Source organism: Rhodanobacter thiooxydans LCS2 (genome assembly GCF_000264375.1).
GTDB classification, from domain to species: Bacteria; Pseudomonadota; Gammaproteobacteria; order Xanthomonadales; family Rhodanobacteraceae; genus Rhodanobacter; species Rhodanobacter thiooxydans.
In genome coordinates, this window is record NZ_AJXW01000020.1 from 1 (window position 1) to 20,790 (window position 20,790).

Below are 20,790 nucleotides of genomic sequence, written 5' to 3' on the forward strand. Positions count from 1 at the left end.
GAAAGCATTAGACCAGTACAGATAGCGCGCATGGCTGTTCCGATTCCCTATTCGCGATTCTCGATGCCCTTCTGTTCGTGGGCCTTCGCCATGGCGTCCTTCAGTTCCTTCGGCATGTAGGTCTCGTCATGCTTGGCCAGCACCTCGGTGGCGACGAAGCGGGCGCCGTCCATGTGGCCGGTGGCGATCACCGACTGGTTGTCGCGGAACAGGTCGGGCAGGATCCCGGTGTATTCCACCGGCATCGCGCCGCCGGCGTCGACCACGGTGAAAGTGACCTTGAGCGAATCGCTGGAGCGCTGGATCGAGCCGGCCTTGACCATGCCGCCGAGCCGGAAGGTGTTGTAGCTGGCGGCCTCGCCCGACTGCACCTGGCTCGGGGTGAGCAGGTAGTTCATGTTGTTCTGCAGCGCCAGCACGACCAGCACGGCCGCGACGGCCGCCGCGGCGAGGATGGCCAGCACGATGGTGAGTCGGCGCTTGCGGGTGGGGTTCATGGGCATGGTGGTCGACCGCCCCGCTCAGGGGGACGCTGGAGTGGAAAGGGGTTTGCGTTCCTGTCGCGCGCTCTGACGCGCCAGGCGGGCACGAAGTTCCGCCAGCACGCGGCGGCGACGCAGGCGCGGCGCCAGGGTGTCGGCGAGCAGCACGGCGAAGAACAGCGCGTAGGCCGGCCACACGTAGGCCGCGTAGCCGCCCATCGCGAGAAATTGCTGCAGGGCATTCATCGGCTGGCCTCGTCTTCGGCGATCTTGCGCACCCAGTCCTTGCCGCCTTCCAGCGCCAGCAGGTCAGTGCGTGCACGACTGAACAGGCTGGCGAGGTAGTAGAACTTGGTCGCCAGGGTCATCGTCAGCAGCGGCCACAGCATGTCCGCGGAGATCTTCGACTGGCCGAACACGTTGACCGTGCTGCCCTGGTGCAGGGTGTTCCACCAGTTCACCGAGAAATGCACGATCGGCACGTTGATGATGCCGATGATGGCCAGGAACGCGGCGGCGCGCGCGCCCTGGCGGCGATCCTCGAACGCGTGGTACAGGCCGATCACACCCAGGAACAGGAACAGCAGCACCAGCTCGGAGGTGAGCCGCGCGTCCCAGGTCCACCAGGTGCCCCACATCGGCTTGCCCCACAGCGAGCCGGTGACCAGGGTGATGAAGGTGAACGCCGCGCCGATCGGCGCCGACTCCATCGCAACCACCTCGGCCAGCTTGATCCGCCACACCAGCGCGACGAACGAGGCCACGCCCATCACCGCATAGATGAACATGCTCATCCACGCGCTGGGCACGTGGATGAAGATGATCCGGTAGGCATCGGCCTGCTGGTAGTCGGCTGGCGCCAGCACCAGCCCGCCGTACAGCCCGATCGCGCCGAGCAGCAGCGCCAGCGCCATCGCCCACGGCTGCAGCGCGCCGGCGAAGCGGTAGAACGTCGGCGGCGAGCCGAGCTTGTGCAACCAGAGCGGAATCCAGCTAGCCATAACCGATCAAGCGTCCAGGGCAATACGAAGGGCCGCCGCGCAGGCCAACGGCGCCAGCACCACGGCCAGCACCAGCGCGGCCGCGAGCCAGGCGACCGGCGCGAGCCACGGCAAACCCTGTTGGGCGGCCGCCACGGCGCCGGCGGCAAAGATCACTGCCGGCACGCAAAGCGGCAGCAACATCAAGGCGAGCAGCATACCAGAGCGCCGGGTGCCGGCCGTCAGCGCGACCAGTACCGCACCGAGCAGGCTGAGCAGCGGCGTGGCCAGCACCAGCGCCAGCAGCAGCACCGGAATCACCACGCCGGGCAGGTGCAGCATCGCGGCCATCAGCGGCGCGATCACGATCAGCGGCAGCGCGGTGGCAAGCCAGTGGGCGAGGATCTTCATGCCCAGCATCAGCGCCAGCGGCTGCGGCGCCAGCACCAACTGCTCCAGCGAGCCGTCCTCGATGTCGCTGGCGAACATCGCATCCAGCGCCAGCAGCATCGCCAGCAGCACGGTGACCAGCACCACGCCGCCGGCGATCCGCTGCAGCAAGGTGTCTTCCGGCCCCAGCGCGAACGGGAACAGCATGGTCACGATCAGCGCGTACAGCACCGGCATCGCGATGTCACCGCGTCGGCGCCAGGCGAGGGTGAGGTCGCGGCGCAGCATCGCGGCGCAGGCGCTGGCGAGGCTGGGGCGGTTCATCATTGTGCTCCTCCACCTGCTTGTCCGAATTCCTTCGGTCGCAGGGGAGGGAGTCTACGCATGGAATTCCCGGCGTTAATCATGCATACGGATCCGTCGCGGCTCGCCGCCGTGGAAGCTCACCGTGCCGTGGCTGGTGACCATTGCCGCGCCGCCGGTGTCGGTGTGGCTTTCCAGCAAGTCGTTCACCAGGGCGATGCCGATGCGGTCGAGGTTCGCGTACGGCTCGTCGAGCAGCCACAGGCTGGCCGGCAGCAGCAGCAGGCGGGCCAGCGCGGCGCGCTTCTTCTGGCCGGCGGACAGCCGGCGCACCGGTTCGTCTTCGTAGCCGCGCAGGCCGATCCGCGCCAGTACCGAGGCCGCGCCGGCGCCTTCGCGCATCCCGTGCAGGCCGGCGGCGATACGCAGATTTTCCCGCGGGCTGAGATCGGCTTTCAGGCCGAGCTGGTGGCCGAGGAACAGGATCTCGCCGGCGCAGCGGTCGCGCTGCATCGGCTCGCCGCGCCAGTGCAACTCGCCGGCGCTGATGTGCAGCAACCCCGCCAGCATGCGCAGCAGGGTGGTCTTGCCGCTGCCGTTGTCGCCTTCGACCAGGGCCAGCTCGCCCGCATGCAGACGAAAATCCAGCGGTGCGAACACCGGCTCATCCTGGCGAAAGAAGCTCAAGGCCCGTGCTTCGAGCAGGGGCAGGGCGGTATCGGCGGCGGTCATCGCCTTGATTGTCCGCAATGCCGAGGGCGCTTGTCCATGCGGCGCACCGCCGCTGCGCAGGTCAGTCCAGCAGCCTCAGCCGGGCGACGCCACCGGCTTCGCCGTGCACGTAGGCCAATTGCCCGTGGATACGGGCCAGCCGGTCCAGGGTTAGGGCGTCCGCCCCGATGGCGAACAGGCTGGGTTCGCTCCAGCCGGAGGCGCCCACCCCGATGGCCGGGCGGACGTCGACGCCGGGCTGGGCCTGCAGCGCGGCCAGCAGTTCGCGCTGGGCGGCGAGGTTCTCCGTCGGCGGGCGCCGGCGCGCCTGCGGATTCCATGCCGTGATGAAGGCCCAGGGGCGCGAACCGACCGCGTCGGCGAGCTGGGCCGGCAACGGCAGGTCCACGCGAATCGTCGCCCACGTCACGGTGTCCAGGCAGACGTGGTAGGCGGTGGCGTGAAACGCCTCGAGCAGGGCCTCATCCATGGCGCAGCCTCGGCAGTGGCTCCAGCTTCGCCTGGAACAGCCGCGCCGCAGCGTCGAGGTCGACCTCCGCCGCGTTCGGCGTTTCGCGCAGCAGCTGTTCCAGCAACTGGTCTTGCGCACGACCGCGTTCGAGCGCGTAGGCGTAGGGCACGTGGGTGAAGGTGACCAGGCGATAGCGCGCCATGTAGTGGCCGGGGATGCGCTCGGCCAGCTTCGCGCCCAGCTCGCGCTTGGCCAGGTAGTGCGGATCGGCCACCGAGTCGCGCATCTCCACGTAGTTCTCCAGCGCCATCGCGGCGATCGCGTCGGCGTTCGGCTGGCGCACGCGCTGGAATTCGGCGAACACCCCGGCGCTGTCGTCCGGCGCCGCGGCCAGCAGGTCGGCCAACACCACGGTGTCCTCGAAGCCGCAGTTCATGCCCTGGCCGTGGAACGGCACGATAGCGTGCGCGGCGTCGCCGACCAGCAGCGCGCGGCCATCCAGGTGCCAGCGTTCGAGGTACAGCGTGGACAGCGTGCCCACTGGATGGCTGTCGAAATCCTCGTCGAAGCGCGGGATCAGCGGCAGCAGGTCGGGGAAGTCGGCGGCGAAGAAGGCGCGCGCCGCGGCGGCGTCGGGCAGGCTGGCGAAGCTCGGCGCGGCGCCCTGTGCTGGCAGGAACAAGGTGACGGTGAAACTGCCCTCGCTGTTCGGCAGCGCGATGCACATGTAGCCGCCGCGCGGCCAGATGTGCAGCGCGTGCGGCTCCAGCGCGAACTGCTCGCGGCCGCCGGTGCGCTGCGCCAGCCCGGGTGGCAGCTCGCCGGCCGGGGGGATCTCCAGTTCCTTGTAGCCGTGGCCGAGCGACTCGATGCGCTCGCCCAGCGGCACCTGCGCGTTCATCGCCGCGCGCAGCGCGGAGCCGGCGCCGTCGGCGCCGATCAGCAGGCCGCCGTCGCGTTCGCGGTGCACGCCGGCCTCGTCGGCAAGCCGGATGCGCTGGCGCCCGAAATTGGCGCCGACCAGCGACTGGCCGAAGTGGAAGCTTGCGCCGGCTGCCTCGGCGGCATCCAGCAGCAGCATGTTCAGCGCGCCGCGCGAGACCGACCAGATCACCTCGCTGTCGTCCACGCCGTAGCGCTGCAGGCCGCTGTGGCCACCCGGTGCGTGCACCATGCGCCCGCGCATCATCACCGCCTGCTGCAGCACGTCGTCGGCCAGGCCGGCACTGCGCAACGCCTGCAGGCCACGCTCGGCCAGCGCCAGGTTGATCGAGCGGCCGCCAAGGAAACCACTCAGCCGCGGGTCGGGTCGCTTCTCGAACACCTTGACCGCAAAACCGCGCCGGGCCAGTTGCTGCGCCAGCAACGCGCCGACCAGGCCGCCGCCGATGAGGGTGATGGTTTGCTGCGCCATGCTGCGGTCCGTAGAAGGAGTCCGCACACTGTTCCGCAAGCGCCGCGGGACTGCAATCCCGGGTAAACCACGAGTTGTGCCGGAGGAGTTCAGTCCGGGGGAGGGTGTCCGGATGAGCCGGCATGGCTGCCACGGCAACGAAAAGGGCCGGCCCTGGTGGGCCGGCCCTTCCTGGTCACACTTGCCGGTTGCTTACAGGCAGGTCACGCCGACGGCGTTGAACGCCGCCGCCACGTCGCTGCGGGAGTACGCGTAGTCGACTGCAGCGGTTTGCACGCCGCAGGCGCCGGAGTTGAACGTGGAAGTGGCCGTCCAGTACATCGCGTTGGCGCGCGCGAACACCTCGAAGGCCTTCTTCGTGTTCCAGTTGGCCGTCTTCGCCAGCGTGCAGAACGCCTTGTTGTACACGCCGCTGGAGTAGTGCACGTCCATGGTGGAGGTGAAGTTGGCGGCGTTGTCGATCGAGCGGCCGTCCTGGGTCGGCGTGCACATCCAGCGTAGCGCGGTGCCGGTTTTCATGATGTCGGCGCCGACCAGCCAGTCGTTGCCGCCGCGGTCGTAGTATTCGGCCGCTTCGCCGGCCATGTCCGAGAACGCCTCGTTGATGCCGCCGGACTGGCCGGAGTACTGCAGGTTGGAGTGCTGCTCGGTGAAGCCGTGGCTGACTTCATGGCTGGTCACGTCCAGCGAGGTCAGCGGGTAGAAGTAGCTGGCGCCGTCACCGAAGTTCATCGACGAGCCGTTCCAGAACGCGTTCTCGTAGTTGCGGCCGTAATGCACGTTCATCACCAGCGAGAAGGTCAGCGGCGGCGCGCCGAGCCAGGTATTGTACATGTCGTGCACGACGCCGCCGAAATGGTGTGCGTCGTTGATCGGCGAATAGGCGCCGTTCACGCCGTCGCCGCTGCTGTTCGGGCAGATGAAGCTCCACAACGTACCCGTGCGGGTGCTGCCGGCCATGTTGTTGGTCTTCACGTTCGCGTTCTGCATGTAGCAGGTGGAGCCGGACTGGGTGACCGCCAGCGAGGCGTAGTTGGTGCCGTAGAAATACTGGCCGGTCTTCAGGTTGCCGCCGGCGCCGGTGGCGAGCGCGGGAGTGCCGGTGACGGTGCCGCCGCCCGGCTTGCCCTTGGTGGTGAGCCCTTCCCAGGCCTGGATCACTTCGCCGGTGTTGGCGTCGATGATCGCCATCGGGCGCGTCGGGCCGTTGCCGCGGTCGACGAAGAACGAGCTGAGGTAGGCGAGGCGGGCGCGGTTGCCCTCGGCATAGACGTACAGATCGTTCTTCGCGTTCTGGATGTCGCTGTCCTGGATGCCGTTGACGCCGATGCCAAGCGGCAGCAGGCCGGCGTGTTCGCGCAGCAGGGCCGTGGCACGGGCACCATTGATGGCGGGGGCGACCGATGCGACGTCGCGGCCGATACCGCGAGAAATTTCGCCGCTGACGCCGAGCACGTTGCCGCTGCCGTCGCGCTCCACCACGACCTGGCGGCCGTACACGGGCACGCCGCGGAAAGTCTGTTGCTCGCGGGTCTTGAAGGTCCCGTGGGCGGTCCGCGCCTGCAGGCGCGGCGACAGCGAGGCATCGGCTTCCAGGCCGATGCGGCTGGCCAGGGCGGCAGGCGCGATCTGGCCCATGGATTGGGCCTGGACGCGGGCATGCGTGGCAGCGCCGGCGTCGGACATGGCGGCCAGGCCGACGGCGCCCAACAGCGCCGCGGCGAGTGGTTTGTGCATCATCTGTGTTTCCCCTCCTCATGATTGGAAAGACGCACCCGCTGGGTGCGTCTTGCGGTCCGGCGTGCGAGAAGTCCCCCCCAGGACGGCAACCGGATCGCAGGAAGTTACGGCCATGGCCGGTCCGAGTCAATGCAGCCGGTCGGCGTTGGCGGTGGCCGGCGGCGTGGCGGCGCGGGTTCCGACCGGCTGGCTCAGAAGCTCATGAAATAGCCGCCGTTCACCGGCAGGTTGACGCCGGTGAGGTAGCCGGCGTCGTCGGCGGCGAGGAAGGCCACGGCGCGGGCGATGTCGGCGGGCGAGCCGAGGCGGCCGACCGGAATGGCGGCAATGATCTGCGCGCGGATCTCGTCCGCTACCGCGGCCACCATCGGGGTGTCGCAGTAGCCGGGCGAGACGGTGTTGACGGTGACGCCCTTGCGCGCAGTCTCGCGCGCCAGCGCCATGCTGAAGCCGTGCACGCCGGCCTTGGCGGCGGAATAGTTGGTCTGGCCGAACTGGCCGGTCTGGCCGTTCACCGAGCTGATGTTGACGATGCGCCCGAAGCCGCGCGCGGTCATGTCCTCGACCACCTGGCGGCACATGTTGAACACGCCGTCCAGGTTCACCTGCAGCAGCTCGTGCCACTGCTGCGGAGTCATCTTGCGCAGGCTGGCGTCGCGGGTGATGCCGGCGGCGTTGACCAGGATGTCGATGCCGCCGTGCTGCTGTTCGACCCGTTCGACCAGTTGTCGGCAGCCGTCGAAGTCGCTGACGTCGACCGGCTCGAACGCGATGGCGCCGCCGAAGTCGGCGACCTCATCGTGGAAGGCGGCCACGCGCTCCGCGCGCGAAGCCAGGTCCAGCGCGATCACCTTGCGCCCGGCGCGGGCCAGCTGACGGCAGATTTCCGTGCCGAGGCCGCCGATGCCACCGGTGACCAGGGCGAGGCGTGAAGAAGGGTCGGTGCGAGTCATGTTCGGGGTCATCGGTGCGCTCATGCCGCATGGCAGCACGTGCTGTGCTGCAGCGACCAGAATGGGGTGCAAACGAACGGCGCGCCGAAGCGCGCCGTGGGAGTCAGGTGCCTCAGCCGGATTTCTTGCCGCTGCGGCTGGGCGCCGCCGGGGTGGGCATGACCTTGGCGGCGGTATCCATCAGCCCCCGCTGCAGCGCCTGGAACGCGGCGAGGTTGCGTTCGGTGAGATCGTTCAGCGTGTTCCAGGGGGTTTGCCCCATCAGGCTGTTGAGCTGGCTGCGGAACTGGTTCTGCTGGTCGAGGAAGACCTGCAGGCTGCGCTCCAGGTAAGGACCCATGAAACCCTGCAGCGAGTCGCCGTAGAAGCGGATGATCTGGCTGAGCAACTGTGGCGACAGCATCGGCTGTCCCTTGTCCTCGTGCTCGGAGATGATCTGCAGCAGCACCGAACGGGTCAGGTCCTCGCCGGTCTTGGCGTCGCGGACTTCAAAGTCCTCGTTGTCCAGGACCAGCTGGCGGACCTCCTCCAGCGTGATGTAGCTGGAGATCTCGGTGTCGTACAGACGCCGGTTTGGATACTTCTTGATAGTGCGCTTTGTTTGTGCCATGCGGCGAACGCTAGCAGAAGATATTGCGCCGCACCAGCCGGCGGCGATTTTTCATGCTGCGGCCGTTGGCCGCAGCATTTTCAGGGCAGGCACCTCAATGACCGACCGCGCCGCCAGCGCTGCCGAACGGCGGCCGGGCGAACCACAGCACCGGGATCAGCAGCATGAACAGGATCGCGCAGGCCCAGAACACGTCGTTCACCGCCAGGGTCAGCGCCTCGCGCGTCAGCAGCTGATCGATCAGGCCCAGGCTCTGCGTGTGCGACAGTCCGCCATGCGTCAGCTGGCCGAGGAACCCGGTGGTGGCCGGGTGGCCCGGGCTGACGTACTCGGTGAGGCTGGCGTGGTGCGAGTCGCCGCGGTGCTGCCACAGCGTCACCATGGCTGCGGTGGACACGCTGGAACCGATCGTGCGGCAGAAGTTGGCCAGGCCGGTGGCGCTGGCGATCTGCTCCATCGGCAGGCCGGACAAGTAGACCTGGTTCAGCGGGATGAAGAAGCACGGGATCGCCAGACCCATCACGAAGCGCGGCGCCACCAGGGCGGCGAACGAGGCCGAGCTGTCGAAGGTGGAGAACCAGTACGCGGTGCCGGCGAACACCAGGAACGAAAACGTCACCACCGCGCGCAGGTCCAGCCGGTGCATATTCTTGCCCAGCACCGGCGCGATCAGGAACGCCAGCACGCCAACCGGCGCGGTGGCCAGGCCGGCCCAGGTGGCGGTGTAGCCCAGGGTGATCTGCAGCCACAGCGGGAACACCACGTTGATGCCGAAGAACGCGAACATGCCCAGCGACAGGCTGACCACGCCGACGGTGAAGTTGCGCTGCTTGAACAGCGACAAATCCACCACCGGGTGCTTGGCGTGCAGTTCCCACACGATCAGGAAGGTGATGCAGACCAGCGCGACCAGGCCCAGCGTGAGGATCATCGGCGAGGCGAACCAGTCGTGGTCGTTGCCGTTGTCCAGCATGAACTGCAGGCAGCCCACGCCGACCACCAGCAGGGCCAGGCCGATCATGTCGATCGGTGCCTTGACCGTCTTCGTCTCGCGCTTGCGCAGCAGGCCCCAGGTGACCACCGCCGCCGCCAGTCCAACCGGCAGGTTGATGTAGAAGATCCACGGCCAGGAGAAGTTGTCGGTGAGCCAGCCGCCCAGGATCGGGCCGAAGATCGGCGCCACCACCACCGTCATCGCCCACAGCGCCAGCGCGATGCCTTGCTTTTCCTTCGGATAGTTCGCCAGCAGCAGGGTCAGCGACAGCGCCACCATCGGGCCGGAGCCGGCACCCTGCAGCAGGCGGCCGATCACCAGCACCGGCATGCTGGTGGCCATGCCGCACAGCATCGAGAAGATCACGAACAGCAGCACCGAGCCGACGAAAGTCTTCACTTCGCCGAAGCGGCGCGCCAGCCAGCCGGTCAGCGGCTGCATGATCGCGCTGGCCAGTGCGTAGGAGCTGATCGTCCAGGTGCCTTCGCTGGGGCTCACGCCAAGGCTGCCGGCGATGTGCGGCACGGAGACGTTGACGATCGTCATGTCCAGCACCTCCATGAAGGTGCTGAACGCGACGGCGACGGTGAGCAGCGCCAACGGTGCGCCGCGCAGCGGCTTCAGCGGGGCGTCGGGTGCGGCATCGTTCGGCGTGGCGGCCATGAGGGTGCGGCTCAGTTCGCGGCGGCGGGTTGGGGCAGGTTGGCGCGGATGATCTGCTCCGTTTCCACGTCGGCCTTGCTGGCCATCTGGTCATACACGTCGGTCTGCGCCACCGGTTGCTGCGCCGGCGCGTTCGCCAGCACGCCGCCGCGGTCGTTGCGGATGTCGACGGTGACGTCGGTGGACAGGCCGATGCGCAGCGGGTGCCGCTCCAGCTCCTGGTTGTCCAGCGCGATGCGCACGGGCACGCGCTGCACCACCTTGATCCAGTTGCCGGTGGCGTTCTGCGCCGGCAGCAGCGAGAACACGCTGCCGGTGCCGGCGCCCAGGCCGACCACCTTGCCGTGGTAGACGGCGTTGCCGCCGTACAGGTCGGAGACGATCTTCACCGGCTGGCCGATGCGGATGTGGCGCAGCTGGCCTTCCTTGAAGTTGGCGTCGATCCACAGATCGTGCAGCGGCACCACGGTCATCAGCTGCTGGCCCGGCTGCACGCTGTTGCCCAGTTGCACGCTGCGCTCGGCCACGTAGCCGGAGACCGGCGCATAGATCGCGTTGCGCTGCGCGGCGACCCAGGCGGCGCGGAAGTTCGCGCGGGCCTGCAGCACCACCGGGTTCTGTGCCACGTCGGTGCCTTCGATCGCGGCGTGCGCGGCGGCGGCCTGCGCCTCGGCGGCGTTCACCGCGGCGCGTGCCTGCTCCACCCCGTCGCGCAGGTGCTGCACGATCTCCGGCGATTCGGCCTGGGCGGCGATCAGCGGCAGGCGCCGCTGCAGGTCCGCCTCGGCCTTCTTCAGGTCGAGCTTGGCGGCGACCACCTGGGCGTCGGCGCTGCTGGCCGAGCTGGTCTGCTGGCGCACCCCGCGCACGGCCTGGGCCAGCGCGCTGCGTGCCTGCGCCAGGCGGGTGTCGGCGTCGGTGCTGTCCAGCTTCACCAGCACCTGGCCGGCCTCGACGTGCTGGGTGTCGTCGGCGAGGATCGCCACCACGGTGCCCGGCACCTGCGCCGAGATCGCCACCTGGTTGCCGCCGACGTAGGCGTTGTCGGTGGTCTCGCGGGTGGAGAGCACGAAGAACCACAGCAGAAACCAGGCCAGCGCGGCAAGGATGAACACGCCGGCCACGATCAGCAGCGTGCGCCGGCGCTTGGCCGGATCCTTCGCGGCCATGCCGCTGTCGTTGGCGGAGCTGGTGGCGGAATCAGTGGCGCTCATGGAGAGTGGCTCCGGCGGTAACAGAAGAGGAGGCGGCGGCATCGGCGACGCGGTAGCCGCCGCCAAGCGCCTTGATCAGGGCCAGGTCGGTGCTCACCGCCTGCGCCTGCAACTGGGCAGCGGCGTCGCGTTGCTGCAGCAGCGCGGCTTGTGCGGCCAGGCTTTCGCGCAGGTCGCGCACACCCTGGCGGGCCCGCGCCTGAGCATTCGTCAGCAGTTGCTGATCGGCGTCGAGCTGGGCCTGCTGTTCGCGCCGGCGCGCGGCGAGCTGTTCGGCGCCCAGCGCCTGCGCGGCCACTTCGCGTGCGGCGGCCAGCACGGCGCCGTCGTACTGAGCCACGGCGGCGTCGAGCTGGGCCTTGCTCACGCCGTGGTTCGCCTCGAGCGCGCCGCCAGTGAAGATCGGCAGATGCACCGCCGGGGTCAGTTCGAAGGCGCGGCTGCCGGCGGTGAACAGCTTGCCCATGTCGATGCTGGACAGGCCGGCCAGGACGGTAAGGCTGATGTCGGGGAAGAACTCGGCGCGCGCGGCGTCGGTCTGCTTCAGCGCGGCCTCGACCTGCCAGCGGCTGGCGGCGATGTCGGGGCGGCGCGCGATCAGGTCCAGGCCACCGTTCGCCGGCACGCCGCGTTCGATCGCCGGCAAGGGACGCGCCTGCAGTTCGGGCAGTTCGACCGGCGCCACGCCGAGCAGCGAGGCCAGCGCGGCGCGGCGGATCTGCGCCGAACCGTCGAGCGCCACGCGCATCTCGCGCACCGCGGCCAGCTGGGCGCGGGCCTTCTGCGCTTCGTCGGGCAGGTCCACGCCCTGCCGCACGCGCAGCTCGGCGATATGGGCGAACTGCTGCTGGGTGGCCAGCAACTGGTCGGCCAGTTGCAGCCGCACCTGGTCGGCCTGCCAGCCGAAGTAGGTGTCGGCGACGGCGTACTGGATCGCCAGCGCGGCGGCGCTGCGCTGCGCTTCGGCGGCGCGCGTCTGGTCCAGCGCGGCTTCCATCGTCGCGCGCTTCTTGCCCCACCAGTCGAAGTCGTACTGCAGCTGCACGCCGAGGTCGGCCTGGTTGTACCAGCTGAAACCGAGGAACTGGTTCGGGATCAGGCCGTGGTCGCTCAGCCGCTCGCGCATCACCTGCGCGCTGCCGTCGACCGTGAGCCCGAGTTGCGCGGCGGCCAGCTTTGCCGACTGCTCGGCACTGCGCACGCGGCTCTGCGCCAGCGCCAGGTCCGGCGACTGCCGCATGGCGCGCTCGATCAAGCCGTCCAGCTGCGGGTCGTCATACTGGCGCCACCATTCGGCGGCCGGCCAGCCGGCGCGTGCGGGAGCCTGCAGGCCTGCCAGCGGCACCTCGTCGCGCAGCGCGGGTTCGCCCAGCCGGGCCGGTGCGGCGGCACAACCGGCCAGCACCAGCGCCAACGCGGCGACCAGCACCGTGCGGGCGCGGAGCGGGGCATGCTTCATCGGGATGTCCTTCATGGGAGGCGACTTTCGTCCAACTGGTCGAGGTTGCCGGCCAGCTTGCGCAGCAGACGATCGAGATGGCGTTTGTCGGTGTCGCTGAAACCGGTGAACATGGTGGCGACGCGAGGAAATATCGGCGGCAGCATCTTCTGCACGAAACGCCGTCCGGCCGGCGTGATGCGGATCAGCACGCGGCGGCGGTCCTCCTCGCTGCCGCCGCGGATGATCAGCCCGCGCTTGACCAGCGCGTTCGCGATGCGGGTCATGTTGGTGGCGCCCTGCGAGGTGTACTCGCACAGCTCGCCCGGGGTCGAGCTGCCGTCCGGGCGGCTGTACAGGATCATCAGGGTCAGGAATTCGCTGTGGTTGAGCTTGTGCGGCTTCAGCTTGAATTCGAGCTCTTCCTCGATGTCCTCACCGAGCATCATCATCAGACGGCATAGCCGCGCTTCGAGCGCGGGTATCTGCGGGATGATCCGGCTCACCCGGTCGACGCCTTCGTCCATCATCGAGATGCAGTTGGTCAGACGCGCCATTTCACTGACTCATATTCCACCAATGAAATAAAAAGTAACAAGCCCGCGGCGAGGCTTGCAAGTGACGAATGGCACGGTCAGCCGAGCCCGAACAGGCGGCGGGCGTTGGCGCTGGTGGCGGCGGCGACGTCGGCCTCCGTTTCGCCGCGCAGCATGGCCACGCAGTGCAGCACCTCGGCGACGTGGGCCGGTTCGTTGCGCTCGCCCCGATGAGCGGCGCCGGGCTGGTCCGGGGCGTCGCTTTCCAGCAGCAGGTGCTCGATCGGCATGCCCGCCACGATCCGGCGCAGACGCTGCGCGCGTTCGTAGGTCACCGGACCGCCGATGCCGAGGTGGAAGCCCAGCTCCCACAACTGTCGTGCCTGCTGCTCGCTGCCGGAAAAACTGTGCACCACGCCGCGCCGGTTGCCGCTGCGGCGCAGGGTCAGGGTGACTTCCTCCAGTGCGCCGCGGGCATGCACGATCACCGGCAGGTCGTGCTCGCGGGCCAATTGCAGCTGGCGCGAGAAGTAGCGGCGCTGCAGCTCATGGTCGGGAGTGTCCAGGTGGAAATCCAGGCCGATCTCGCCGACCGCCACCGGATGGTTTTCGTTCAGCCAGGCGGCCAGCGCGTCGACCTGTTTTGGCGCGTGCGCGGTCAGGAACAGCGGGTGCAGCCCGTAGGCGGGGTAGGCACCGGGGTGGCGGGCGCAGAGCTGGCGGATCCGCGGCCAGCTTGGGGCATCGACGGCGGGCACCACCAGCGTGGTGACGCCGCTGCGCCGGGCGCGTTCGACGACCGCCTCCTGGTCGTTGGCAAACGCCTCGTCGTCGAGGTGCACGTGGCTGTCGACGAGCGGGCACGGGTTGCGTTTTTCGTGCACTGGCAGAGAGTCCCGCGTGGCTGGCGTGAAGATAATGTAACGAGCGTGAGCTAGCTGCGATTCAGTTGTATAACCGTTCAATGGCCACGCAGGTATTTGCGCCGGTGCCGAGGGGCATCCCGCCATGCCGCCAAACAAAACAGAGGAGAGGATCGTGATGAACAGGTTGACAGCCAATGTACTCAATGTCGCCATCGCGGCGGTACTCGCGACTGGCCTATCGGCCTGCAACCGCAATGCGGATGCGGGCGCTTCCAATGCCTCTGCCGACGCGGGCAGCAGTGCGGGTGCGGATGCCGGGGTGAAGTATGCCAAGGTGGTCAGCGTCGACCCGGTGCGTTCGACGGTGAACAATCCGAAGCAGGTCTGCCATGACGAGACGGTCACGCACACCGCGCCGCCGAAGGACGAGAACCGCATCGCGGGTACCGCGATCGGCGCCGTCGTTGGCGGCCTCGTCGGCAACCAGGTCGGTGGCGGCAAGGGCAAGACGCTGGCCACGGTGGCTGGTGCGGTCGGCGGCGGCTATGCCGGCAACCGCATCCAGGCCAGCCGCCAGCATGCCCAGGTCAGTTCGACGGTGGAGCGCAAGTGCGAAACCGTCAACAACACCAGCAGCAAGATCGTCGGTTACGACGTCCGTTATGAATACAACGGCGTCACCCGCACCGTGCGGATGGATCATGACCCGGGCGACCGGGTGCAGGTGCAGGAAGGCGTGACGGCTGTGTCCGACGCCCACTGAAGCAACCCATGACATAAGGAAGCGACCTCATGAATGCTCTGACCAGCAAGTTCGCCCTGGCTGCCGCGCTGACTGCCGGCCTCGCCCTCGCCGGCTGCGCCACCTCGCCGTATGGCACCAATGGCAACTACAACCGCGGCTACCAGGGGCAGCAGGGCAGCCAGGGTTACGGCGACCGCAACGCGCGCTGCCAGGTTTGCGGCGTGGTGCAGGAAGTGCAGCAGGTCTACCTCGACGGCAGCAGCGGCAACGGCGGCACGCTGGGCGCGATCATCGGCGCGGTGGCCGGCGGGGTGCTCGGCAACACGGTCGGCAAGGGCGATGGCCGCAAGGCCGCCACCGTGGCCGGCGCGGTGGCCGGCGGCGTCGTCGGCAACCAGGTCGGCAAGCGCAACAGCGGCAGCGACGTCGCCTGGCGCATTGTGGTACGACTGGACGACGGTCAGTACGCCACGGTGACCCAGCGCGAGAACCCCGGCGTCCGCAGTGGCGACTATGTCGAGGTGCGCGGCGATCATGTCTATGCGCGCTGAGTAGTTCACGTACGGACGTCTGGGCGTCCAAATGAAAAGGCCCTCGGAAGAGGGCCTTTTTTATTCACGGTTGATCGCAGGATTGTTGGGAGGTGCAGTCAGGGACGGCTGTCCGTTTGACTCTCGCGATCATGGGTGATCGCAAAGGCGAGTCCTCAGTTCACCGCGTAGAATGCATGCTCGCCGATGGTCACGCTGGGGCGGTTGTGCGACCAGGCCGGCGAGACTGCGGTCGTGGCGAAGTGGTCGGCGCGGGGCACCAGTATGCGGCGCTGCGCCACCGGCAGTTGCCAGTTCTGGATCGACATGCCGGCCACCTGCCACGCCTTGCCGAAGGCTTCCAGGTTGGTGATCTCGAACGAGCCTGGTGTGGTCGTGGTGGCGAACTGGTGAGGCGAGCTCACCACCTTGCACACGGTGTTGCCCCAGCGACCGCGGTCGCGGCGACGCAGCGCCACTTCCGCCACGGCGAGCTGACCGTTGGTCGACTCGCTGCGCGCCTCGAGGTAGACAGTGGTGGCCAGGCAAGCCTGGTCGGCGACGGGCTGGGGCATCAGGGTCGTCAGCCACAACAGCATGGAAAGTTTCATGGTTCTGCCTCCAACGTGCTGTACGCGCGAAGCAGACCGCGGCTTCGAACGCCGTTGCGGTGGACGGGCGGGCAGGCCGTTCCACCTGGATCAATCGCCATGGCCGAAACTTGTGGCCATGACGCTTTGCCACGGGACTGTGGCGGGTCGAGCGGCAGGTCATGCCGATCGGGGGAGCTTGATGTTGTCGGGCGTTGCGCGGCCGTTCGGCCGTGTTGCCTTCGACACGACGCACTCGTTGGCTGCGAGGCGATGTTCCATCCGGCGTTGTTTCTGCCGGGTCGCGCCGATTCGGATTCTTCCGGTTCGTCGCGTGTATCGGCACCCCGTGTTCCGGGTGCCGCGATATTCGATCGGCGGAGCCTAGTGGCGGAATTCGCTGCTGGCAAGTGCCGAGGAAGCGAAGTTCAGTCGACGCTCACGATCCGTTGACGAGTGCTGCACGCGCGATTCACCTGCGTCCACAGTTTCATCGCTCACGCTGGCCACGACGTGACGATGCCGAGTGCGAGATCATCGTCGAATGGCTGCGAATGCGCGTCGGAAAGCTGCGCCGCGATGTCGTCGGCAAGTACGACGAGTGCCTCGCTGCCGTCGTTCATCGCGACCACGTCGAGCACGCAACCGACCATGCGCCCGTCACGATGCAACGCGTTGCCGGCAGTCGTTGCTTGCGACAAAGTGACGCGATGCAGATGGCGTTTGTGTCCCCCGCGAAAATGCAGCCGCGCGACGATTTCCTGGCCCGGGTAACAACCCTTGTCGATGGCGACGGCCTGCAGGCGGTGCAACGACAGGGCCGGCGGCAACAGCTCGCCCAGCAAAGGCGTCGGCAGCCACGGCCAGCCAGCATGCAGTTGCATCAGGCGCCACGCGTCGTCGCCCGCACCGACGGCGCCGATGCGCAGGCTGTGCGTGTCGCCACCGAGCGACACGCTTTCGCCGTCGTCGATAACCGCATGCAGCGACAATGCCGGGCCGGTGGCGAGTGCGCGCGGCGGCAGCGCCGTCACGGCAAGTTTCGCGCGGAACACGAAGCGACGCAGTGCATCGGTCATCTCCGCGGCATCGCCTCCACGCAGCAGCAGCAGGTAGCGCTCGTCGGCGAGCCGGGCCAGATGGAACAGTGCGCGCACGCGTCCTTGCGGATCGAGCCATGCACTGAATTGCCAGTGGCCGGTGGCGAGTGAGTTGACGGCGCTGCTGAATTGCGCCTGCGCAAAAGCCGTCGCGTCGGGGCCTTCGAGCAGCAGGGTTTCGGCGGGAAGAAGTGTCGGCATGAGGTTGACGGAGTTGGGGGCAGGCGGATCGCGCCACAAGTGGTGACGCGATGGTTCGGTGTCGTCGATGCGGCGTGCATGGTTGTACTGCATTGCCGCAAGTATTAACCTTTGCCGGCTTTCAAAAACCATGTCCGATACCTCCTCTCCAGCCGAATCCACACCAGTTTCCGTTCCGGCGGAAACGACAGCCGTGCCTGCGGGCCCGGCAGCGGGCAAGGCGTCGGAGGAGCGACCGGCTCCGGATCCCACGCGTTACGGTGATTGGGAAAAGAACGGACGCTGTATCGACTTCTGAACGGTCGCGCGGCGCATGTCGCCGTCGCTATCAGGACAGGGGAAGGTGCGGCATGGGCACCAGCGATTCCACACAGGATAGCCGCCATGGCAGATACGCAACGACCGCTCTCCCCCCATATTCAGGTCTATCGCTGGCAAGTGCAGATGGTGAGTTCCATCCTGCATCGCGCCACCGGCATCGCGCTGGCCATCGGCACTGTGCTGGTGGTGTGGGGGATTCTGGCGCTGGCCTCCGGAGAGGCGGCTTTCGTGCAGTTCAGAACCTGCATCGGCAGCCCGCTTGGCCTGATCCTCCTGCTGGGTTGGAGCTGGGCGCTCAGCTATCACCTGTGCAACGGCATCCGCCACCTGGTGCAGGACACCGGCGCGGGCTACGCGATCCCGCAGTTCGTGCGTTCGAGCTGGTTGTCGGTGATTGGCAGCGTCGTGCTGACGGTCGTCATCTGGGCCTTCGTACTGATTGGAGGTGCGGCATGAACCTGCGCGTGGGTACCGACGACGTGCGCAGCCAGCTGCGCCATCCGATGAAGTTCGCGCGAGGCCTCGGCTCCGCGAAGCACGGCGTGGATCACTGGTGGGTGCAGCGCGTCACTGCCGCGGCGCTGATCGTGCTCGGCCTGTGGTTCCTCATCACAGTGCTGTCGCTGCTGCATGCCGACTACGCCGTGGCGAGGGCTGCGGTGGCGAAGCCGTGGAATGCATTGCTGCTGATTCTGTTCGTGGTCACCGCGTTCTGGCACGCCGTGCTCGGCCTGCAGGTGGTGATCGAGGATTACGTGCACACCCGCTGGAAGGAAGTGGTGCTGCTGGTGGCGATCAAGTTCCTCGCGGTGCTGGGCGCGCTTGCGGGCGTGCTGGCCGTGCTGCGCATCGCATTGGGAGTCTGAGACCGTGGAAAGCTACAAGATCCAGCAGCACAAGTATGACGTGGTGGTGGTCGGCGCCGGCGGCGCCGGTCTGCGCGCTACTTTCGGCCTTGCCGAGAAGGGCCTCAAGGCCGCCTGCGTCACCAAGGTGTTTCCCACCCGTTCGCACACCGTGGCGGCGCAGGGCGGCATCGCCGCCGCGCTCGGCAACATGGGCGAGGACGACTGGCGCTTCCACTTCTACGACACCGTGAAGGGCGGCGACTGGCTGGGCGACCAGGACGCGATCGAATACATGTGCAAGAACGCGCCGCAGTCGGTGATCGAGCTGGAGCATTACGGCGTGCCGTTCTCGCGCACCGAGGACGGTCACATCTACCAGCGCCCGTTCGGCGGCATGACCACGCATTATGGCAAGGGCACCGCGCAGCGCACCTGCGCGGCCGCAGACCGCACCGGCCACGCCATCCTGCACACGCTGTACCAGCAGGCACTGGCGCATGACGCCACGTTCTTCGTGGAGTACTTCGCCACCGACCTGATCTTCGACGAGGAAGGCGTGTGCCGCGGCGTGCTGGCGCTGGACATGAACGAGGGCACGCTGCACGTGTTCCGCGGCCAGGCCGTGGTGCTGGCCACCGGCGGCTATGGCCGCGCCTATTTCAGCGCCACTTCGGCGCACACCTGCACCGGCGACGGTGGCGGCATGGTGCTGCGCGCGGGCCTGGCGCTGCAGGACATGGAGTTCGTGCAGTTCCATCCCACCGGCATCTACGGTGCCGGGTGCCTGATCACCGAGGGCGTGCGCGGCGAAGGTGGCTACCTCACCAATTCCAACGGCGAGCGCTTCATGGAGCGCTATGCGCCCAGCGCCAAGGACCTGGCCTCGCGCGACGTGGTCAGCCGGGCCATCACCATCGAGATCCGCGAAGGCCGCGGCGTAGGCGAGCACAAGGACCACGCCTTCCTCAACCTGATGCATCTGGGCCCCGAGGTGATCCACGAGCGGCTGCCCGGCATCGCCGAATCGGCGCGCATCTTCGCCGGCGTGGACGTGACCCGCGAGCCGATCCCGATCCTGCCCACCGTGCACTACAACATGGGCGGCATCCCCACCAACTACCACGGCGAAGTGGTGCAGAAGAAGGGTGACGACGTCGACGCCGTGGTGCCGGGCCTGTTCGCCATCGGCGAGGCCGCCTGCGTGTCGGTGCACGGCGGCAACCGCCTCGGCTCCAACTCGCTGCTCGACCTGGTGGTGTTCGGCCGTGCGGTCGCGCACCGCTGCGCCGAACTGATCCAGCCCGGCGCCGCGCACAAGGACCTGCCGGCCAGCGCGCTGGACCAGGCGCTGGCGCGCTTCGACGGCCTGCGCCATGCCAACGGCGAGCTGCCCACCGCGCAGATCCGCCTCGACATGCAGCGCACCATGCAGGCGGACGCCGCGGTGTTCCGCACCGGCGAGACACTGAAGGAAGGCTGCACGAAGATCGACAAGGTGCATGACTCGTTCAAGCAGGTGAAGGTCAGCGACCGCTCGATGGTGTGGAACTCCGACCTGATCGAGACGCTGGAGCTGGCCAACCTGCTCGACCAGGCGGTGGCCACCATGCACTCGGCCGAGCAGCGCCCGGAGAGCCGCGGCGCCCATGCGCGCGAGGACTTCCCCGAGCGCAACGACGCCGAGTGGATGAAGCACACCCTGGTGAAGGTGGACGAACACGGCAAGACCAGCTTCGACTATCGCCCGGTACATATGTTCACCCTGACCGACGAGGTCGAGGTGGTGCCGCCGAAGAAGCGCGTTTACTGATACCGGACTGGAGAGCTACTGTGGCAGAGTTTTCGCTACCCAAGAATTCCAAGATCCAGCCGGGCAAGCACTGGCCGGCGAAGGACGCGAAGAAGCCGCGCACCTTCCGCGTCTACCGCTGGAGTCCGGACGACGACCAGAACCCGCGCATCGACACCTACGAGGTCGACCTGGCCGCGTGCGGCCCGATGGTGCTGGACGCGTTGCTGAAGATCAAGAACGAGATCGACCCCACGCTCACCTTGCGCCGCTCCTGCCGCGAGGGCATCTGCGGTTCGTGCGCGATGAACATCGACGGCACCAACACGCTGGCGTGCATCTGCGCGATCGACAAGATGGCCGCGGGCGACGTGAAGATCTACCCGCTGCCGCACATGCCGGTGGTGAAGGACCTGGTGCCCGACCTCACCCACTTCTACGCGCAGTACGCGTCGATCAAGCCGTGGATCCGCACGCAGAGCGCGGTGCCCGACAAGGAGCGCCTGCAGTCGCCGGAAGACCGCAAGAAGCTCGACGGCCTGTACGAGTGCATCCTGTGCGCGTGCTGCTCCACCAGCTGCCCGAGCTACTGGTGGAACGGCGACAAGTACCTGGGCCCGGCGATCCTGCTGCAGGCCCAGCGCTGGATCGTCGACTCGCGCGACGAAGCCACCGGCGAACGCCTGGACGACCTGGAAGACCCGTTCAAGCTGTACCGCTGCCACACCATCATGAACTGCACGCGCACCTGCCCGAAGGGCCTCAACCCGGCCAAGGCGATCGCGGAGATCAAGAAGCTGATGGTGGAGCGCCGCTCGGTCTGAGCGCGCTGCCCACGTTCCGCACGCGACAGGCCGCCAAGCGCGGCCTGTCGCGTTCTGGCGCAACGGCTACACTTCG

Annotated in this window: 24 protein-coding genes; 7 read left to right on the forward strand and 17 right to left on the reverse strand. The window is 67.8% G+C overall.

Annotation, left to right across the window (positions count from 1 at the left end):
- Positions 1 to 47 precede the first annotated feature (47 nt).
- From ccmE to UUA_RS04415, 15 genes are all read right to left on the reverse strand, one after another.
- A complete protein-coding gene (gene ccmE, locus UUA_RS04345; protein ID WP_193385122.1) occupies positions 48 to 497 on the reverse strand; it encodes a cytochrome c maturation protein CcmE in 450 nt (149 codons plus the stop codon).
- 24 nt (positions 498 to 521) lie between these two features.
- On the reverse strand, positions 522 to 728 hold the full coding sequence (gene ccmD / locus UUA_RS04350; RefSeq protein ID WP_008434595.1) for a heme exporter protein CcmD: 207 nt from the start codon (positions 726 to 728) through the stop codon (positions 522 to 524).
- Positions 725 to 1,483 (reverse strand): heme ABC transporter permease, encoded by a 759-nt coding sequence (locus UUA_RS04355; RefSeq protein WP_008434596.1) that lies wholly within the window; start codon positions 1,481 to 1,483, stop codon positions 725 to 727. The genes ccmD and UUA_RS04355 overlap by 4 nt, the downstream gene beginning before the upstream one ends.
- Before the next feature lie 6 nt (positions 1,484 to 1,489).
- Positions 1,490 to 2,176 carry a heme exporter protein CcmB gene (ccmB, locus tag UUA_RS04360; protein WP_008434598.1) on the reverse strand — a complete coding sequence of 229 codons (687 nt, stop codon included), beginning with the start codon at positions 2,174 to 2,176 and terminating at the stop codon, positions 1,490 to 1,492.
- Positions 2,177 to 2,251: 75 nt separating this feature from the next.
- Positions 2,252 to 2,887 carry a cytochrome c biogenesis heme-transporting ATPase CcmA gene (ccmA, locus tag UUA_RS04365; RefSeq protein WP_008434599.1) on the reverse strand — a complete coding sequence of 212 codons (636 nt, stop codon included), beginning with the start codon at positions 2,885 to 2,887 and terminating at the stop codon, positions 2,252 to 2,254.
- A gap of 61 nt (positions 2,888 to 2,948) precedes the next feature.
- Entirely contained in the window at positions 2,949 to 3,356 is a 408-nt protein-coding gene (locus UUA_RS04370; RefSeq protein ID WP_008434601.1) for a DUF3293 domain-containing protein, read from the reverse strand.
- A complete protein-coding gene (locus UUA_RS04375) occupies positions 3,349 to 4,752 on the reverse strand; it encodes an FAD-dependent oxidoreductase (protein WP_008434603.1) in 1,404 nt (467 codons plus the stop codon). The genes UUA_RS04370 and UUA_RS04375 overlap by 8 nt, the downstream gene beginning before the upstream one ends.
- A gap of 192 nt (positions 4,753 to 4,944) precedes the next feature.
- Positions 4,945 to 6,492: a M4 family metallopeptidase gene (locus tag UUA_RS04380; protein ID WP_008434604.1), complete on the reverse strand. Its 1,548-nt coding sequence runs from the start codon at positions 6,490 to 6,492 to the stop codon at positions 4,945 to 4,947.
- A 191-nt stretch (positions 6,493 to 6,683) separates the two neighbouring features.
- Positions 6,684 to 7,445 (reverse strand): acetoacetyl-CoA reductase, encoded by a 762-nt coding sequence (gene phbB / locus UUA_RS04385; RefSeq protein ID WP_039953581.1) that lies wholly within the window; start codon positions 7,443 to 7,445, stop codon positions 6,684 to 6,686.
- Positions 7,446 to 7,557: 112 nt separating this feature from the next.
- Positions 7,558 to 8,055 (reverse strand): polyhydroxyalkanoate synthesis repressor PhaR, encoded by a 498-nt coding sequence (gene phaR, locus UUA_RS04390; protein WP_008434607.1) that lies wholly within the window; start codon positions 8,053 to 8,055, stop codon positions 7,558 to 7,560.
- 94 nt (positions 8,056 to 8,149) lie between these two features.
- Positions 8,150 to 9,712 carry a DHA2 family efflux MFS transporter permease subunit gene (locus UUA_RS04395; protein ID WP_008434609.1) on the reverse strand — a complete coding sequence of 521 codons (1,563 nt, stop codon included), beginning with the start codon at positions 9,710 to 9,712 and terminating at the stop codon, positions 8,150 to 8,152.
- 11 nt (positions 9,713 to 9,723) lie between these two features.
- A complete protein-coding gene (locus tag UUA_RS04400) occupies positions 9,724 to 10,926 on the reverse strand; it encodes an HlyD/EmrA/EmrK family protein (RefSeq protein ID WP_008434611.1) in 1,203 nt (400 codons plus the stop codon).
- On the reverse strand, positions 10,913 to 12,385 hold the full coding sequence (locus UUA_RS04405; RefSeq protein WP_039953582.1) for an efflux transporter outer membrane subunit: 1,473 nt from the start codon (positions 12,383 to 12,385) through the stop codon (positions 10,913 to 10,915). The genes UUA_RS04400 and UUA_RS04405 overlap by 14 nt, the downstream gene beginning before the upstream one ends.
- Before the next feature lie 11 nt (positions 12,386 to 12,396).
- A complete protein-coding gene (locus UUA_RS04410) occupies positions 12,397 to 12,921 on the reverse strand; it encodes a MarR family winged helix-turn-helix transcriptional regulator (protein WP_008434614.1) in 525 nt (174 codons plus the stop codon).
- A gap of 77 nt (positions 12,922 to 12,998) precedes the next feature.
- Positions 12,999 to 13,784 carry a TatD family hydrolase gene (locus tag UUA_RS04415; protein ID WP_008434615.1) on the reverse strand — a complete coding sequence of 262 codons (786 nt, stop codon included), beginning with the start codon at positions 13,782 to 13,784 and terminating at the stop codon, positions 12,999 to 13,001.
- Positions 13,785 to 13,941: 157 nt separating this feature from the next.
- On the opposite strand from UUA_RS04415, the gene UUA_RS04420 reads away from it, so the two are divergent.
- Together UUA_RS04420 and UUA_RS04425 are read left to right on the forward strand one after the other, a co-directional pair.
- Positions 13,942 to 14,529, forward strand: coding sequence for a glycine zipper 2TM domain-containing protein (locus tag UUA_RS04420; RefSeq protein ID WP_008434617.1), 588 nt, complete (start codon positions 13,942 to 13,944; stop codon positions 14,527 to 14,529).
- 29 nt (positions 14,530 to 14,558) lie between these two features.
- On the forward strand, positions 14,559 to 15,062 hold the full coding sequence (locus tag UUA_RS04425) for an outer membrane lipoprotein (RefSeq protein ID WP_008434619.1): 504 nt from the start codon (positions 14,559 to 14,561) through the stop codon (positions 15,060 to 15,062).
- Between the two features lie 155 nt (positions 15,063 to 15,217).
- Here UUA_RS04425 and UUA_RS04430 read toward each other — a convergent pair whose 3' ends face one another.
- Both UUA_RS04430 and ygfZ read right to left on the reverse strand, forming a co-directional pair.
- Entirely contained in the window at positions 15,218 to 15,652 is a 435-nt protein-coding gene (locus UUA_RS04430; RefSeq protein WP_039953568.1) for a cell wall hydrolase, read from the reverse strand.
- Between the two features lie 476 nt (positions 15,653 to 16,128).
- Positions 16,129 to 17,064: a CAF17-like 4Fe-4S cluster assembly/insertion protein YgfZ gene (gene ygfZ / locus UUA_RS04435; RefSeq protein ID WP_235605843.1), complete on the reverse strand. Its 936-nt coding sequence runs from the start codon at positions 17,062 to 17,064 to the stop codon at positions 16,129 to 16,131.
- Here ygfZ and UUA_RS18740 point away from each other — a divergent pair.
- From UUA_RS18740 to UUA_RS04455, 5 genes are all read left to right on the forward strand, one after another.
- Positions 17,063 to 17,230, forward strand: a complete 168-nt coding sequence (locus UUA_RS18740; RefSeq protein WP_008434622.1) for a DUF1674 domain-containing protein — start codon at positions 17,063 to 17,065, stop codon at positions 17,228 to 17,230. The two genes, ygfZ and UUA_RS18740, sit on opposite strands and share 2 nt — an antisense overlap.
- Positions 17,231 to 17,316: 86 nt before the next feature.
- The gene (gene sdhC / locus UUA_RS04440; RefSeq protein WP_039953570.1) at positions 17,317 to 17,709 is read left to right on the forward strand and encodes a succinate dehydrogenase, cytochrome b556 subunit; all 393 of its coding nucleotides are present in this window, start codon (positions 17,317 to 17,319) and stop codon (positions 17,707 to 17,709) included.
- The gene (gene sdhD / locus UUA_RS04445; protein ID WP_008434625.1) at positions 17,706 to 18,119 is read left to right on the forward strand and encodes a succinate dehydrogenase, hydrophobic membrane anchor protein; all 414 of its coding nucleotides are present in this window, start codon (positions 17,706 to 17,708) and stop codon (positions 18,117 to 18,119) included. The genes sdhC and sdhD overlap by 4 nt, the downstream gene beginning before the upstream one ends.
- A 4-nt stretch (positions 18,120 to 18,123) precedes the next feature.
- Positions 18,124 to 19,911, forward strand: a complete 1,788-nt coding sequence (gene sdhA, locus UUA_RS04450) for a succinate dehydrogenase flavoprotein subunit (RefSeq protein ID WP_008434627.1) — start codon at positions 18,124 to 18,126, stop codon at positions 19,909 to 19,911.
- Positions 19,912 to 19,931: 20 nt separating this feature from the next.
- Positions 19,932 to 20,714, forward strand: coding sequence for a succinate dehydrogenase iron-sulfur subunit (locus tag UUA_RS04455; RefSeq protein WP_008434630.1), 783 nt, complete (start codon positions 19,932 to 19,934; stop codon positions 20,712 to 20,714).
- Positions 20,715 to 20,790 lie beyond the last annotated feature (76 nt).